At 68.5% G+C, this 15,681-nt stretch carries 12 protein-coding genes and 1 pseudogene; 7 read left to right on the top strand and 6 right to left on the bottom strand.

Translation table 11 applies throughout. The features are described 5' to 3' along the window. Nucleotides 1-378: 378 nt before the first annotated feature. Nucleotides 379-1,644 (bottom strand): nitrate regulatory protein, encoded by a 1,266-nt coding sequence (locus tag JHD82_RS26155; RefSeq protein ID WP_199139627.1) that lies wholly within the window; start codon nucleotides 1,642-1,644, stop codon nucleotides 379-381. Between the two features lie 333 nt (nucleotides 1,645-1,977). Between JHD82_RS26155 and JHD82_RS26150 the strand changes: the two genes are divergently transcribed. Continuing rightward, nucleotides 1,978-3,675, top strand: a complete 1,698-nt coding sequence (locus JHD82_RS26150; protein WP_199139625.1) for a bifunctional diguanylate cyclase/phosphodiesterase — start codon at nucleotides 1,978-1,980, stop codon at nucleotides 3,673-3,675. 90 nt (nucleotides 3,676-3,765) lie between these two features. After that, on the top strand, nucleotides 3,766-4,806 hold the full coding sequence (gene tsaD / locus JHD82_RS26145; RefSeq protein ID WP_063326779.1) for a tRNA (adenosine(37)-N6)-threonylcarbamoyltransferase complex transferase subunit TsaD: 1,041 nt from the start codon (nucleotides 3,766-3,768) through the stop codon (nucleotides 4,804-4,806). Between the two features lie 180 nt (nucleotides 4,807-4,986). Here tsaD and JHD82_RS26140 read toward each other — a convergent pair whose 3' ends face one another. After that, the gene (locus JHD82_RS26140) at nucleotides 4,987-5,367 is read right to left on the bottom strand and encodes an Hsp20/alpha crystallin family protein (protein ID WP_012204301.1); all 381 of its coding nucleotides are present in this window, start codon (nucleotides 5,365-5,367) and stop codon (nucleotides 4,987-4,989) included. A 98-nt stretch (nucleotides 5,368-5,465) separates the two neighbouring features. On the opposite strand from JHD82_RS26140, the gene JHD82_RS26135 reads away from it, so the two are divergent. Then, on the top strand, nucleotides 5,466-6,776 hold the full coding sequence (locus JHD82_RS26135) for a branched-chain amino acid ABC transporter substrate-binding protein (protein WP_199139623.1): 1,311 nt from the start codon (nucleotides 5,466-5,468) through the stop codon (nucleotides 6,774-6,776). A gap of 27 nt (nucleotides 6,777-6,803) precedes the next feature. Here the strand turns inward: JHD82_RS26135 and mltB are convergent, their stop codons facing one another. From mltB to JHD82_RS26115, 4 genes are read right to left on the bottom strand one after another with little or no spacing between them, the layout of a single operon-like run. Continuing rightward, nucleotides 6,804-7,982, bottom strand: coding sequence for a lytic murein transglycosylase B (gene mltB, locus JHD82_RS26130; protein WP_199139621.1), 1,179 nt, complete (start codon nucleotides 7,980-7,982; stop codon nucleotides 6,804-6,806). Next, nucleotides 7,979-10,159 carry a DUF3488 and transglutaminase-like domain-containing protein gene (locus JHD82_RS26125; protein WP_199139619.1) on the bottom strand — a complete coding sequence of 727 codons (2,181 nt, stop codon included), beginning with the start codon at nucleotides 10,157-10,159 and terminating at the stop codon, nucleotides 7,979-7,981. The genes mltB and JHD82_RS26125 overlap by 4 nt, the downstream gene beginning before the upstream one ends. Continuing rightward, nucleotides 10,156-11,190 carry a DUF58 domain-containing protein gene (locus tag JHD82_RS26120; RefSeq protein WP_199139617.1) on the bottom strand — a complete coding sequence of 345 codons (1,035 nt, stop codon included), beginning with the start codon at nucleotides 11,188-11,190 and terminating at the stop codon, nucleotides 10,156-10,158. The genes JHD82_RS26125 and JHD82_RS26120 overlap by 4 nt, the downstream gene beginning before the upstream one ends. Next, a complete protein-coding gene (locus JHD82_RS26115) occupies nucleotides 11,190-12,110 on the bottom strand; it encodes a MoxR family ATPase (RefSeq protein WP_013803463.1) in 921 nt (306 codons plus the stop codon). Before JHD82_RS26115 ends, JHD82_RS26120 begins: the two co-directional genes overlap by 1 nt. A gap of 42 nt (nucleotides 12,111-12,152) precedes the next feature. On the opposite strand from JHD82_RS26115, the gene JHD82_RS26110 reads away from it, so the two are divergent. From JHD82_RS26110 to JHD82_RS26095, 4 genes and pseudogenes are all read left to right on the top strand, one after another. Further along, nucleotides 12,153-13,106 (top strand): histone deacetylase family protein, encoded by a 954-nt coding sequence (locus JHD82_RS26110; protein ID WP_307838120.1) that lies wholly within the window; start codon nucleotides 12,153-12,155, stop codon nucleotides 13,104-13,106. Between the two features lie 17 nt (nucleotides 13,107-13,123). Beyond that, entirely contained in the window at nucleotides 13,124-13,933 is an 810-nt protein-coding gene (locus tag JHD82_RS26105) for an enoyl-CoA hydratase (RefSeq protein WP_199139616.1), read from the top strand. A 92-nt stretch (nucleotides 13,934-14,025) separates the two neighbouring features. Next, the gene (locus tag JHD82_RS26100) at nucleotides 14,026-15,315 is read left to right on the top strand and encodes a mechanosensitive ion channel family protein (protein ID WP_012204309.1); all 1,290 of its coding nucleotides are present in this window, start codon (nucleotides 14,026-14,028) and stop codon (nucleotides 15,313-15,315) included. Nucleotides 15,316-15,524: 209 nt separating this feature from the next. After that, nucleotides 15,525-15,681: pseudogene (locus JHD82_RS26095) on the top strand (electron transfer flavoprotein subunit beta/FixA family protein); the annotation flags it as partial.

Genomic DNA, 15,681 nt, shown 5'->3' with positions numbered 1-15,681 from the left:
AAAGTCGCGCCGGGGCAGGGCCGGGCCGGCGGTGAGAGGGCCTGTGGTGGGCTTGGGGCTTGACGCCATGGCGGAACTCCTTCGATCGTCGGGAATGGAACACTTGCAAACGGGCCCTGCTCCAAGCAAAACGGCGTCCTCTCCAGCCGCGCTGCGCGGGGAGAGTGACGCCGTTGTCCTGGGGCCTTGAATCAAGACCGGGGTCCCGGCCGCCTTTGGCCGGGAGTTGCCAAAGTCAATGCAGAAAGCGTGCCAGGCCGTGTTCACAGGGGACCATGCCGTCCATCGGCCTTGCCAGCCTCGCCGGGCCACCTTCTGGTGCGTTCCATGGCACCAAGTCGGTGCTGCACTGCAGCATGGCTCGCACCGGCCCGGCGTTCAAGGCGCAGGCGGCAGGAGATCGGCCATGGAAAGCACGGCCTGCGCCACATCGGCCAGGCGGCGGTTCTGGTTCATGGCGGTCTGGCGCAGCAGCTTGTGGGCCTCCCCTTCGCTGAGCTGGCGCCGCGCCATCAGCAGGCCCTTGGCGCGTTCCAGCAGCTTGCGCTCCGTGAGCGTGGCGCGCACGGTCTCCAGCTCGGCCTGCATGGCCTGCAGGCGCTGCGACTGGTCCTGCACCAGGTCCATCACGGAACGATCCAATTGCGGCCCCAGCCGTGCGGCCGGGGGCTGCAGCTCGCCCGGCGCCAGCGTGGCCGAGACCGGCGTGGTCGCCAATGCCTGCGGCGCCTGCAGCAGCGTCTGCAGGGCGGCGCGGGCATCGGCAATGCGGTGCTGGCATTGCTGCTGCAGCTCGGCGGTCAGGCGGGCCTCGACGGTCTGCAGCGCGTCCATGCGCTGCGAGCAGCTGTCGAACCAGGGCTCGGCCATCTCCACGGACAAAGGTGCGCCCGCCGCGGCCGTGCAGCCCACGCGGCGCAGCCGCTCGATCACGGCCAGCGTGGCGTCGGCCGCGCTGCTTTCTTGCCACAGGGCCAGGGAATGGGGCGGCGCGAACTCCGCAAAGACCTGAAAGCAGCGCTCCTGCGAGGCGATCAGGTGCAGCCAGTGCTGCTGGCGCGGCGCATCGCTCACGCCCGCACCGAACGCCGCCACGCCTGTGGCGCGCTCCTGGCCCGCGAACTCCTTGCCCTGCATGAAGTTGAACAAGGCCACCAGCAGGCGCGAGATGCCGGGCTCGGGCGCGCTGTCCGCCGCCTCGAAGACCACGGCCAGCAGGCCGGCCACCAGATCGATATAGATGGCCGTGGCCGCCTCCGGCGACAGCGTGCGGCTGGCAACGCGCTCGCGCAGCGCGGGCAAGGCGTCCAGGCACTGCAGCACATGGGCGATGCGGCTGAACAGCCGCGCGCCATGGCCGGGGTGGCCGGTGAGTCCCCCACCGCCGGGCTGCATGTCCACCCGCTCGAAGCCGTCGCGCGCCGCAGCGGCCATGCGGTCGCACTCGGCCATCTGGGCCAGCCTGGCCGGGCCGCCGCGTGCGCCTGCGCTGGCCAGAAACACGTTGGACAGGCCGCGCTCCTTTTGCAGCGCATGGATGAGGCGGCTGAGCAGATCCACCAGGGCGCTGGTGCGCTGCAGTTGCTCCAGCTCGCCGATTTCGCACTGCCGCGCGGCCACAAGAAAGTTGAGAGCGGTTTTCATGGGGGGCTTGGTCCTGTCTGCCTGCCTTGATGCAGTTTGCCTTGGTGCAAGGGACCTGGATGCAATTCCCATGCCGGAGGCGTCGCGCGGTGCTTGCATGGGCACGGGATCGATGATTTGATAGAATTTTTTTAATGATTTGAAATTTTCGATACACAAACTGACGTGTAAGCGTGTCGAATGTTTGCAAAGCGAATGGGGCGGTTTTTCAAGAAAAGCCCCCGTTCATCGGGCGCACATGGCAACGCACACCACGGCATTGGGCTGCGCAATGCGGCAGTGAGGCTGAATCGGCATGAGTTTGAAATATCACGAGAAGATCGGTTTTTCCCCATGCATTGGCTGTTCCTGACCGAGGGGGTGTCCCGGTGGATACCTGCGCGCTGGCGCGGCCCGACATTTGCGTGCTGGCTGGCTTCGCTGCTGCCCTGCATGGCGCAGGGTCAGGTGCCTGCGGCTGCCCCGGATGGCGTCGCGTCGGCGCAATTGGCCGACGAGGGCGTCTGGTTCGCTGGATGGGATGCCCTCGGCCCGTGGGGTGCCGGTGCGTTCGTGGTGTTCCTGCTGGTGTGCTCGGTGCTCTACATCCGCATGCGCTGCAAGGCGCAGCGCCTGACGCAGTCGCTCAAGCAGAGCAATGAGAAATTGCTGCGCGCCAATGTGAAGCTCAAGCGCATCGCCTTCCGGGACCCGTTGACCGGTACGGCCAACCGGGCGCTGTTCGAATACCGGCTGGGCCGCACGATTGCGCGCGCCGACAGCTCGGTGGAGCAGCCGGGCCCCTGCGGGCCGGTGCGCGTGGGCCTGCTGTACATCGACCTGGACGGATTCAAGCCCATCAACGATGTGGAAGGCCATGCCGCCGGTGATGCGCTGCTGTGCCAGGTGGCCGTGCGTCTGGGCCATATGACGCGCAAATCGGACACGCTGGCGCGCGTGGGTGGCGACGAGTTCGTGCTGCTGCTGGGCTGCCTGGCGTCGGTGGACGACGCCGTGGCCATGGCAGGCCGCGTGCAGAAGGCCTTGAGCCAGCCGTTCGACCTGCCAGGAAAAGCGGTCTCCATCAGCAGCTCCATCGGCGTGGCCATCTATCCCGACCATGGCAAGAAGGAAAAGCTCATGGCGGCGGCCGATGCCGCCATGTACACGGCCAAGCGTGCCGGCGGGAACACCTACGCCATCTTCAAGGAAAGCATGCGCCAGGGCGTGGCCGCGCAGTTCGACCTGCAGCAGGCCCTGCGCCGCGCCGTGGCCAGCCGGCAGCTGGTGCTGTTCTATCAGCCCAAGATCGATACCCGCACGGGCCGCATCCGCAGCGTGGAGGCGCTGGCGCGCTGGAACCACCCGCAGTTCGGCCTCATCAGTCCCCGCGTGTTCATCCCGCTGGCCGAGCGCTTCGGCCTGATCAGCGAGATCGGCGACTGGGTCATCGACGAGGCCTGCCGCCAGACCGCGCAATGGGCGCGCGAGCGGCGCTTCATGCGGGTGTCCATCAATATCTCGGGCTACCAGCTCTTTCAGACGCGGCTGGCGCAGTTCATCGCCGAGGCGATCGCAAGGCACCGCATCCGGCCCGAGCAACTGGTCTTCGAGATCACCGAGTCCGTGGCCATGGAGGACGACAAGACCACCATGGCCGTGATTGCCGAACTCACGGGCATGGGCGTGCAGATCTCCATCGACGACTTCGGCACCGGCTACTCCAGCCTGGCCCTGCTGCGCCAGCTGTGCGCCGACGAGGTGAAGATCGACCGCAGCTTTGTGCGCGACGTGGCCCTCAAGAGCGATGCGCGGGCGGTGGTCGATGCCATCGTGCGCCTGGCCCATGCGCTGGAGCTGCGCGTGGTGGCCGAAGGCGTGACCAACCAGCAGCAGCGCGAAGTGCTGCAGGCCCTGGGCTGCGACGAGCTGCAGGGCTTTTACTTTGCCCGCCCCATGGATGCCCAGGCACTGATCGCCAGCGAAATCTGGACCTCCGACGGCTTCGAGCCCGTGCGGTTCTCGCGCTCTTCCTACATAGACAACCTGTAGCGGAGCGCCGGCCGTGCAACTGCCCGCCTGCCAGGGGCCATTGATGCCGGTGGCCGTGCGCCGCGCCCGCAGGTTCTACACTTCAGCCCCATGAGTTTGCTGATTCTGGGGATCGAATCCTCCTGCGATGAAACCGGCGTGGCCCTGGTCGAGGCCCCCGATGGCACGGGCGTGCCCACGCTGCTGTCCCATGCGCTGCACAGCCAGATCGACATGCACCGCGCCTACGGCGGCGTGGTGCCTGAGCTGGCCAGCCGCGACCACATCCGCCGCGTGCTGCCGCTGACCGAAAACGTGCTGGGCGAGTCCGGCCGCACGCTGGACCAGGTCGATGTGATCGCCTTCACGCGCGGCCCCGGCCTGGCCGGCGCGCTGCTGGTGGGCGCGGGCGTGGCCTGCGCCATGGCTGCGGCATTGAACAAGCCCGTGCTGGGCGTGCACCACCTGGAAGGCCATCTGCTGTCGCCCTTCCTGAGTGCCGATCCCCCCGAATTCCCCTTCGTGGCCCTGCTGGTCTCGGGCGGCCACACGCAGCTGATGCGCGTGGACGGCGTGGGCAGCTACGCCATCCTGGGCGAGACCATCGATGACGCGGCCGGCGAGGCCTTCGACAAATCGGCCAAGCTCATGGGCCTGCCCTATCCGGGCGGTCCCGTGCTCTCGCGCCTGGCCGAAGGCGGCGATGCCCAGGCCTTCAAGCTGCCCCGGCCGCTGCTGCATTCGGGCGACCTGGACTTCTCCTTCGCCGGCCTGAAGACGGCCGTGCTGACCCAGGCGAAGAAGCTGGGCGATGACCTTGAGGCGCGCAAGGCCGACCTGGCCGCCAGCACGCAGGCGGCCATCGTCGAGGTACTGGTCAAGAAGACCCTGGCCGCGCTGCAGCAGACTGGCATGAAGCGCGTGGTCGTGGCCGGCGGCGTGGGTGCCAACCGGCTGCTGCGCTCGCAGCTGGATGCGGCCTGCGCCAAGCGCAAGCTGCGCGTGCACTACCCCGAGCTGCACCTGTGCACCGACAACGGCGCCATGATCGCCATGGCCGCCGCCATGCGCCTGCAGGCGGGCCGGGAAGTGGCCAACAGGCACTACGCCTTCGACGTCAAGCCGCGCTGGCCGCTCGATTCGCTGGCCTGATTCTTCGGCCGCCTCTGCCTTCCCCATCGCCGCGCTGTGCGGCGGGGCACCTGTGATGCGCAGCCTGCGCACAAAAAAAGCCCGGCATGTGCCGGGCTCTGAAAACGGGCTGTCACCTTGCTAAGAGGAGGGAAGAAAGGATTGGTTGACAGCCCGGGTGCACAAACTCGCTGACCGGATTTACTGGATGCTCAGCGTGGTGGCCTTGCTCTGCGGCTCCAGGCGGGCCAGGGACAGCGTGAGCACGCCGTTTTCCAGCTTTGCGCTGCTGGCGGCAGTGTCGATCTCATGGTCCAGCTCCCAGGCGCGCTGCACCTGGCGGGGCGCACCCTCGACGCTGGACAGACGGACCACGGCGCCTTCGATGCTCAGCTGCAGCTGCTCGCGAGACAGGCCGGGCACGTCCAGCTGCAGCGTCGTGGCCTTTTCATCGCGCTGCACCTGCACCGACGAGGGGGAGGGGGCGGCGTTGCCCAGGGTGCCTTGCAGGAAGCGCTGCAGGGCCAGATCGGCGGCTTGGGGGTTGAAGGCGTTGCGGCGGAGAACAGGCGAGAAGATCATGGTGAAGTGGCTCCTATAAACTGCGCGGCTTCATCGAAGTTGTCGCCGCATGGAGCGTAGTTGAGCGGCGTTGAACGCATTTCAAGAGGGAAAAAGCCATGAATAAATTGCGCCGCAAGGTCTTGAAAAGCGGTGCCATGGCGCTATTTGCTGCGCCCGCGCTGGCGGCCCTGGCCGCAAACGAACGCGGACAGCCCGTGCCCCCGCCGCGCGGCGAGCCCATACGGCTGGCGCTGATCGAAAGCCTGTCCGGCCCCTTTGCCAACACGGGCGAGGCCGTGTTCCGCAACCTGCTGTGGGCCACCGAGCGCGTGAATGCGCGCGGCGGTGTGCCACTGCCGGCCGCGCAGGGCGGCGCCCGGCCCCTGGCCATCGAACGCCATGACAGCAAGGGCCAGAACGAGGAGGCGCTGTCCGCGCTGCGCGCAGCCATCGACGGCGGTGCGCGCGTGGTCATGCAGGGCAATTCATCGGCCGTGGCGGCCGTGCTGGTCGATGCCATTGCCAAGCACAACGAGCGCGATCCGGCCCGGCGCGTGCTGTACCTGAACTACTCGGCCGTCGATCCTGCGCTCACCAACGAGCGCTGCAGCTTCTGGCACTTTCGCTTCGACGCCCATGCCGACATGCGCATGGCCGCGCTGATGCAGGTGCTGCGCGAGGACGCGGCCGTGCGCAGCGCCTACCTGATCGGGCAGGACTACAGCTTTGGCCAGGCCGTGCTGCGCGAGGCACGGCGCCAGCTGGCCGCGCAGCGGCCCGATGTGGCCATCGTGGGCGACGAGCTGCACCCCGTGGGCCGCGTCAAGGACTTTGCGCCCTATGCCGCCAAGATCAAGGCCAGCGGCGCCCAGGCCGTGATCACGGGCAACTGGGGCAACGATCTGATGCTGCTGGTCAAGGCCGCGCGGGAGTTGGGCTTCGATGGCCGCTTCTACACCTTCTACGGCAATGCGCTGGGTGCACCCGCCGCCCTGGGCGAGGCCGGGGTGGGCAAGGTGCTGGCCGTGGCCGACTGGCTGCCCAACGTGCCGGGCCCCGACAGCCAGGCCTTCTACAAGTCATTCCGCGAGCGCTTTCCCAGGCCTGCCGATGACTATGTGCACATGCGCATGCAACTGATGATCGAGGCCCTGGCCCAGTCCACGGCGCGTGCGGGCAGCACCGACACGGTGGCCGTGGCGCAGGCGCTGGAAGGCGCCGAGGTGGCGCTGGCCGGGCGCAAGGGCCGCATGCGCGCGGCCGACCACCAGTTCCAGCAGGCGCTGGTGGTCGGCGTCATGGACAGGCAGGGCGCGCCCGGCGTGCCCTTCGATGTGGAGGGCTCGGGCTACGGCTTCCGCGTGGTGCGAGAGATCGAGGCGGCGCGTGCCGAGCAGCCTGCGATGTGCCGCATGCGCCGGCCCTGACGGCCTCGACGGTTTGGATGGCCCGGATCAGCGGCCCATGGCCGTAGCGACTTCCTGGCCCAGTTCGATCACGGACAGCGCGTAGTAGCTGGACCAGTTGTAGCGCGTGATGGCATAGAAGTTCTCCGTGCCCGCGATGTACAGCGGCTGGCCCTGCGCGCCGTTTTCCAGCTTGACCAGGGCCAGCGGCCCTTGATGCGCCGCGCCGCTGCCCGGCAGTTGCACGCCGCGCGCAGCCATCTCGTCGGCCGTGAACTGGGGCAGGATGTCGGGCGCCAGCAGGGCGGCCAGGTCGGCGCCCTGGGCCTGCATGATCACAGGGTAGTGGGTGGGCATGCCGCTTTTCCAGCCATGCGCGACAAAGTAGTTGGCCACCGAGCCGATGGCGTCGGCCGCGCTGCCGAACAGGTCGATGCGGTCGTCGCCGTCGAAGTCCACCGCCCACTTCACCCAGCTGCTGGGCATGAACTGGCCCATGCCCATGGCGCCCGCGTAGCTGCCGCGCAGCGAGAACGGGTCCGTGCCCGCACGGTACGTGAAGCGCAGGAACTGCTCCAGCTCGCCGCGGAAGTACTCGGTGCGTGCCTGCGCGCGGGGGTGGGCTGCGGGGAAGTCGAAGCTCAGCGTGGCCAGAGCGTCGATCACGCGGAAGTTGCCCATCTGCTGGCCGTAGATGGTCTCCACGCCGATGATGCCGACGATGATTTCGGCCGGCACGCCGTACTGCTTTTCGGCACGCGCCAGCGCGGCGGCATTGTCCTGCCAGAAACGGGTTCCGGCGCGTATGCGCACGGGCTCGACAAAGCGGCTGCGGTAGACGCCCCAGTTCTTGGCCGTGCCCTGGGCAGCCGGCGTCATCAGGCGGGGAACCTGGGGCAGAAAGCGCGCCTGGGCGATGGTGTCGCGCACCCAGTCCACCGGCAGGTCGTGGCGCATCGCAATGTCGGCAGCCATTTGCATGGCATCAGGCCGTTCGCCGTAGGGCGTGCTGCCCTGCACGGTCCTGGCCACGGCGGCGCCGCCTGCCGCCGTGGCGGCGGCAGCAGCGGCCGTGCGCTTTTTCGTGGAAGGTTTGGCCGTGGACTTGGCGGCAGTCTTGGCTGCGCCGGTCTGGGCGGGCGCCAGCTTGCTGGCCAGCGCGCCGCAGGGCAGGGCGGCGGCCGCAAGCAGCAGCAGTGCGGAGGGGATCAGTCGTTGCTTGGTCATGGTGTGCTTGTCGTGGGGCCGGCAGCGGCGGCTTGTGGCCGTGGCTGCGGATTGCGTGGCCAGTCCAGCGCCCGCCATTGGCGTCGCAGGGCGGGCAGGCCGGGGGTATCGGGTGCGGAATTGGGTGCGGACTGGGGTGCGTATAGGGGGACGGATTGGGGGGCGCGTGCGTAGCGCTGGCGCTCCATGTCCAAAAGCCAGTCGTGCAGGGCCTTGGCGGCCGTGGCGTCGTCCTGGCCCCAGCGGTCCATGACCTGGGCTGCCAGCGCGCGCGGGGGCAGGCTGGCATCGGCATCCAGGCCGATGCGGCGCAGCCGGGCGCGGGTCCTGTCCATCAGGCGCAGCCATTCATCGCGGCTGTTGCGCTGGGCGCGGGCCATCCAGGCCAGCCAGGCCAGCGCGGCCACGCCGGCCAGCGCGCCCAGCAGGCGCAGCATGTCCACCCACGATGGCGACTGCACGCCCAGGTTCTTGAGCAGGTCCAGCTGGCGGCTTTGCGTGTAGTTCAGCACCCACTGGTTCCAGCCGTTGTTGACGGCCTCCCACACGGCGCGCATCTGCTGCAGCATGCCCACGCCCACGAAGTTGCCCACGGCGCCCGCAATGGCACCCTGGGGCGCGCGCAGGCGCTGGAACTCGCCCACGCGCGACGGGGCCACGGCGCCGGTGGGGTCAATGCGCACCCAGCCCTCGTCCTCCAGCCAGACCTCGGTCCAGGCGTGGGCGTCGGCGTTGCGCACGGTCCAGTAGCCATCGACAGGGTTGCGCTCGCCGCCCTGGTAGCCGGTGACGATGCGGGCAGGCACGCCCATGCCGCGCATCAGCACGGCGAAGGCCGAGGCGATGTGCTCGCAGAATCCCTCTTTGCTGTCGAACCAGAAATCATCGGCCGTGTGCACGCTGTCCACCACGCCGGGCTCCAGCGTGTAGGTGTAGCCGCCCGTGCGCAGGCGCGCCAGCGCGGCCTGTACCCAGGCGCGGGGCGGGGCGTCGGCCAGTTGCGGGTCGGCGCGCATCTGCCGGGCCAGCGCCAGCGTGCGCGGGTTGCTGCCTTCGGGCAGCTGGGTGTAGCGGCGCAGGGCGCGCGTGGGCTGCAGCGGCCCGTAGCTGAACTGCACATGGCTTTGGGCGCTGATGCGCACCACGTCGGTGATGGGGCGCCAGGTCAGCCATTGCAGCTGCGGCGTCATGCGGGCGCTGCCCATGCCCGGGGGCAGCTCGGGAGCCCTGGCCGCGGCGTCCAGCAGCGGCAGCCAGGGGCGGCGGCTGGGCTCGATGGTCATCTGGTAGCTCACGCCCTCGCCGGAGACGCGCAACTGCGCGTCCTCCAGAACGGCCTCCGTGTCCATCTGCCATTCCTGTCCGTCAAAGCGCGACAGAACGGGCCCCCGGAAATACAGGGTGTTGGCAGGCGGAGGAGCACCATCGGGCGTATCGAAGCGCAGGCGCAGGGCCACGTTCTCGTCCAGCACCAGCGACGCCATGGAGCCCACGCGCATGTTTTCCGACAGGCCGCTGCGGCCGGCCAGGTCGTTGCTGGGCACACCCCACAGCGGCGCCATGCGCGGGAAGAACAGGAACAGCGCCACCATCACCGGCGTACCCCACAGCGCCAGCAGCGCTGCCGTGCGCAGCGCCTGTGTCAGCGGCGGGCGGCCGGCGGTCATGTGGGCATTGACCAGGGCCGTGAGCAGGCCCAGCAGGCCCAGCACCATGGCCAGGGCCAGCAGCAGGGACTGCGAGTAGAAGAAGTTGGCCAGCAGCGCGAAGAAGCCCAGGAAGAACACCACCATGGCATCGCGCCGGGCGCGCAGCTCCAGCGTCTTGAGCGCCAGCAGCAGCACGATCAGGGTCACGCCCGCATCGCGCCCGATAAAGGTGCCGTGCGAGACCCAGGTGGCGCCCACGGCCAGCAGCAGCAATCCTCCCAGCACCCAGCGGCCGGGCAGGGGCTGGCCGCGCCAGGCCAGCAAGCCGCGCCACAGCAGCAGGCCGGCCACGAAGACCATGGTCCACCAGGGCGTGTGGGCGGCCTGGGGCATCAGCACCCAGGCGACCACGGCCAGCAGGAACAGGGTGTCGCGCGCATCGCGCGGCAGGGCGGCCAGGCGCTGGCGCCAGGTGGCCGCGGGCTGCGCAATGGCTTGGAAGGAGGAGGGCATGGACGTGCGATTCATGGGCAGGCCGCCAGGGCTTCCAGGCAGAGCGTGGCGTGGGCCGCGCCCTGGTCAGGGGCGATCTCGCGGCCGTCGGGCAGGCGCAGGCCCCAGGTCAGGTCCTGCTGGCGCGCGACCAGCACCCAGGCGGTCAGGCGGCTGAGGCGGGCCTCGGGGTCGGCCAGGCCGGTGGCCTTGGCGTCCAGCCACAGGCGGTGCTGTTGGGACAGCGGGCGGTCGCGGCTCACCAGCTGGTCACTGCCCGTGGCAAAGGCCTGGGCAGCCTTTTTCCAGACCACCAGCTTGAGCGCATCACCGCGCCGGTAGGCACGCACGCCATCGAACTCGTCGCCATGGCGCGTGGAGGCCGCGCTGCGGCCGCCGGCATCGGCACTGGCCGCAGGCAGGGGCGGGGGATTGTGTTCGGGCGCCGGGTAGATCCAGGCCTGGGTCTGCGCGCGCCACAGCGCCCAGACGCGGAAGGTGCCCAGCGGGTAGCGCGTGGCCGCCGTGATCGTGGGCAGCGATTGCAGGCCCCGGCGCATTGGCGTGAAAGCCAGTTGCGCCGTGGTGCTGCCCTGTGCCGGGACATCGATCCAGGTCCAGTCGGTGGCCGCTGCATCGCCCTGCACGGCCAGGCCTATGCCCCAACGCGTGCTGCGGCGTGCGTTGTGCAGCACCACGTCGAAGCGGCAGGGCTGGCCGGCAAAGCTGCCGGCCGGCGGCAGCAGATGCAGCGCCAGGCCGCGCAGATTGCCGTGGCCGACCACCATGCCCGCTGCCGCGCTGCCGGCCAGCAGGAACGTCAGCAGATAACCCAGGTTGAGCTGGTAGTTGATGGCGGCCACCAGCAGCACGCACAGCGTCAGCGCCAGGGCCCAGCCTGCACGCGACGGCATGATGTAGACATTGCGCTGGGTCAGCTTCAGGCTGTCCGTGCGGGGCAGGCGGGCATGCCACCACTGGCGCACGCGCCGCGCGGGAGACCAGCGCTGGCGCAGCGATGCCCCCGGCTGGGGGGCGCCGGGCGAAGACGCGGGGGCGGCCGGCATCAGCGCAGCGCCACGGCGTCCAGCATGGCGCGCACCTGCTCCACGGCGCCCCGGCCTGAAGAGCCTATGGGCACCAGCCGGTGGGCCGCCGTCTGCGGCAGGATGGCCTGCACATCGTCGGGCGCCACATAGTCGCGCCCCTCCATCAGGGCCACGGCCCGGGCCGCGCGCAGCAGCGCAATGCCCGCGCGAGGCGACAGGCCCTGCACGAACCACTGGCCCGAGCGCGTGGCTTCCAGCAGGTCCTGCACATAGTCGAGCAGGGCATCGCTGGCATGCACCTGGAGCACAGCTGCCTGCAGGTCCTGCAGCTCCTGCGTGGTCAGCAGCGGTGCCAGCGCATCGGCCTGGGCGCGCCGGCCATTGCCGGACAGCAGGGAACGCTCGGCCGCGCGGTCGGGATAGCCCAGGCTGATGCGCATCAGAAAGCGGTCCAGCTGGCTTTCGGGCAGCGGGAAGGTGCCCAGCTGTTCCTGCGGGTTCTGGGTGGCGATCACGAAGAAGGGCTCGGGCAGGCGGTGCGTGCGGCCCTCGGCCGAGACCTGTCGCTCCTCCATGGCTTCGAGCAGGGCGCTCTGCGTCTTGGGGCTGGCGCGGTTGATCTCGTCGGCCAGCAGCACCTGGGCGAAAACGGGGCCCGGGTGGAAGACAAAGGTCTCGCTGGCGCGCTCGTAGATGGACACGCCGGTGAGGTCGCTGGGCATGAGGTCGGCCGTGAACTGCACGCGCGAGAACTGCAGCCCGAAGCTGTGTGCCAGCGCATGCGCCAGCGTGGTCTTGCCCACGCCGGGAACGTCTTCCAGCAGCAGGTGTCCCCCGGCCAGCAGGCAGGCCACACTGTCGCGGACCTGAGCCGGTTTCCCTACAACCACCGTGTTAAGCTGATCCAGAAGCGCCTTGATCTTGTGTGTTGCTTGCATGGCGCGACGTTATCCTAAAAAAAACATCGCGGAGACATCACTGTGGGCAAGACGGGTTATTTCACCCATAGGGAGTGCTGGCGGCATGAGATGGGGCCGGGGCACCCGGAATGCCCGGCCCGGCTCGATGCCATCGAGGACCGGCTGCTGGTGACCGGCGTGGCCGATGCACTGGAGCGGCACGAGGCCCCCCAGGCCTCGCTGGCCGACATCGAACTGGCCCATGACCGCATGCATGTGGCCGCGCTGCAGGGCCTGACACAGCGCCTGGTCGAGGAGCAGCAGGCCGGCGGCCCCGAGTACTCCCAGATCGATACCGACACCTCCATCAACAGCCACACCTTCTCGGCCGCCCTGCATGCGGCCGGCGCCGCGCTGGCGGCCACCGATGCGGTGATGGCCGGCGAGCTGGAGAACGCCTTCTGCGCCGTGCGCCCGCCGGGCCACCATGCCACGCGCCACCAGGCCATGGGCTTTTGCTTCTTCAACAACGTGGCCGTGGGCGTGAGGTACGCGCTCAGCCGCCACCACCTCAAGCGCGTGGCCGTGATCGATTTCGACGTGCACCACGGCAACGGCACGGAGGACATCCTCTCCGGCGACGACCGCGTGCTCATGTGCGGCATCTTCCAGCATCCGTTCTACCCCTTCAGCGGCGACCAGCATCCGGCCGCCAACATGGTCAACGTGCCGGTGGCCGCCTATACCAAGGGCATGGACATCCGCGAAATCGTCGAGATGATGTGGATCCCGCGCCTGGAGGCCTTCAAGCCCGAGCTGATCTTCATCAGCGCCGGCTTCGACGCCCACCGCGAGGACGACATGGGCCAGCTGGGCATGACCGAGCAGGACTTCACCTGGATCACCTCGCGCATCAAGGACATCGCGCGCCGCTTTTCCAAGGGGCGCATCGTCTCCTGCCTGGAAGGCGGCTATGTGATGGGGCCGCTTGCGCGCAGCGTGGAAGCGCACGTGCGCGTGCTGGCCGACCTCTGAACCGGATCTGGAACACCATGAACGCGAGCACCCCTCCTTCTGAAGCCAGCCTCCTGCTCGACGTGCAGCGCGACGCGCGCGGCGTCGTGCGCCTCACGCTCAACGACCCGCAGCGCTTCAATGCCCTGGGCGAGCAGATGCTCACGCAGCTGCAGCAGGCGCTGGACGACGTGGCGCGCGACGAGTCCGTGCGCGTGGTCGTGCTGGCTGCGGCCGGCAAGGCCTTTTGCGCGGGGCACAACCTCAAGGACATGGCGGCCCATCCGCAGCTGGACTACTACCAGAAGCTGTTCGCCCAGTGCAGCCGCATGATGCTGTCCATCCACCGGCTGCCCGTTCCCGTGATCGCGCGCGTGCACGGCATTGCCACGGCGGCGGGCTGCCAGCTCGTGGCCCAGTGCGATCTGGCCGTTGCTGCGCAGGCGGCACGCTTTGCGACCAGCGGCATCCACTATGGCCTGTTCTGCGCCACCCCCAGCGTGCCGCTGGTGCGCAACGTGCCGGCCAAGCAGGCCATGGAGATGCTGCTCACGGGCGACTTCATCGACGCGCAGCAGGCGCTGGAGCAGGGACTGGTCAACCGCGTGGTGGCCGAGGAGGCGCTGGACGATGCCGTCGAGCACTTCGTGCAGTCCATCGTCAGCAAGCCCCGTGCGGCCGTGGCCATGGGCAAGGCGCTGGTCTACCGGCAGCGCGAGATGGGCATCGAGGCGGCCTACCAGCTGGCCGGCCAGACCATGGCCGCCAACATGATGGATACCGACGCCCAGGAGGGCGCCCAGGCCTTCGCCGCCAAGCGCGAACCGGCCTGGAAGACGGGCCGCTGACCGACCTGCATGTAGGCCCCGGTCCGGTCAGCCTGTCCTGGATCTGCGCGATGATGGCGGCCTGCGCCCTTGCGGCGGAACGGCCCTGACCCATGGACATCTTCGACAAGCTCATCAACGACTTCCAAAGCTCCAGCGCCTGGCTGGAGTTCTCCGTGCTCATCGCCTGCCTGCTGCTGGCCTACGGCGCCATGCGCGGCCTGCATGCGCGCTACGGCCATCTGAACGATGGAAAGCCCTCCGTATGGATTGGCCGCCATGCGCTCGATGGCGCCCTGTTCCCGCTGCTGGCGCTGGTGCTGGTCTTCACCAGCCAGGAGATCCTGGCGCGGTTTTCCACGGTGTTCTGGCTGCGCGTGGCCGTGTCGCTGCTGGTGTCCCTGTCGGTGATCCGCTTCGTGGCGCGGGTGCTCAGCCGGACCTTCCCCCACTCCACCGTGGTGCGCCTGATCGAGCGCATCTTCTCCTGGCTGGCCTGGGGCGCGGCGGTGCTGCACAGCATCGGCCTGCTGCCGCAGGTCATGGAGGAGCTGGAGGCCCTGCAGTTCAACATCGGCAAGACGCCGGTCAGCCTGCTCAACCTGATCGAGGGCACGCTGTCGGCGGGGCTGATGATGGTGGCCGTGCTCTGGCTGTCCACGCTGTTCGAGCAGAAGGTCATCAACCAGTGGGTCAGCGACCTGTCCATGCGCAAGGTGGCCATGAACATCACGCGCAGCGTGCTGATCCTGGTGGGCCTGCTGGTCTCGCTGTCCATGGTGGGCGTGGACCTGACGGCGCTGTCCGTCATGGGCGGCGCCATCGGCGTGGGCCTGGGTTTCGGCATGCAGAAGATCGCCTCCAACTACGTCAGCGGATTTCTGGTGCTGATCGAGCGCGCGCTGCGCATCGGCGACAACGTGCGCGTGGATGGCTTCGAGGGCCGCATCACCGACATCCGCACGCGCTACACCATCATCCGCGCGCTCAACGGCCGCGAGTCCATCGTGCCCAACGAGACGCTGATCACCCAGCGTGTGGAGAACCTCACCGGATTCGACGTCAAGTTCGGCCTGTCCACCAACATCGTCGTGGGCATGGACAGCGATGTGGAGCAGGTGCGCGGCATCCTGCTCGAAGCAGCAGCCGCGCAGCCGCGCGTGCTCAAGACGCCCGCGCCTTCGGTGGCACTGGTCGACTTCGTCGAGCAGGGTCTGCAGTTCAGTCTCAGCTACTACATCAACGACCCGCAAAATGGCCAGGGCAATGTGCGCTCCGAGGTGAACCTCGCCGTGCTGCGCGGCCTGCGTGCCGCGGGCGTGAGCCTGCCGGTCCCCAAGCAGGTGGTACAGATCACCGAACGCGGGGGCGTGGTGGCTCAGGCAGCAGAGAAAAGCAGCTAGGATTATTCCTAGGTGCATACCCTGAGTTCAGGCTGTTCCCCCGCAGGAAATCTCAAGGGTCGTGCTTAAAATGGCACGATCGTTCTTTTTTGTGAGCGCGCATGCGGCCCTCGGCCGTCAGGGAAACCTGCCGCAGCTGCTGCAGCGCCGCATACAATGATTTCGGTTTACGTAAACGTCAATCTATCAATCAATCAGGAGCCGCTGCAATGAAGGTTTTGGTCCCGGTCAAGCGCGTGGTGGACTACAACGTGAAGGTCCGCGTGAAGTCGGACGGCACGGGCGTGGACATCGCCAACGTCAAGATGAGCATGAACCCCTTTGACGAAATCGCCGTCGAAGAAGCCGTTCGCCTCAAGGAAAAGG

It is taken from the genome of Delftia sp. ASV31 (genome assembly GCF_016428765.1).
In the GTDB taxonomy this organism is placed as follows: domain Bacteria; phylum Pseudomonadota; class Gammaproteobacteria; order Burkholderiales; family Burkholderiaceae_C; genus Comamonas; species Comamonas acidovorans.
The sequence above is the reverse complement of the archived record's forward strand: the minus strand, read 5'-3'. Positions and strand labels throughout refer to the sequence as shown.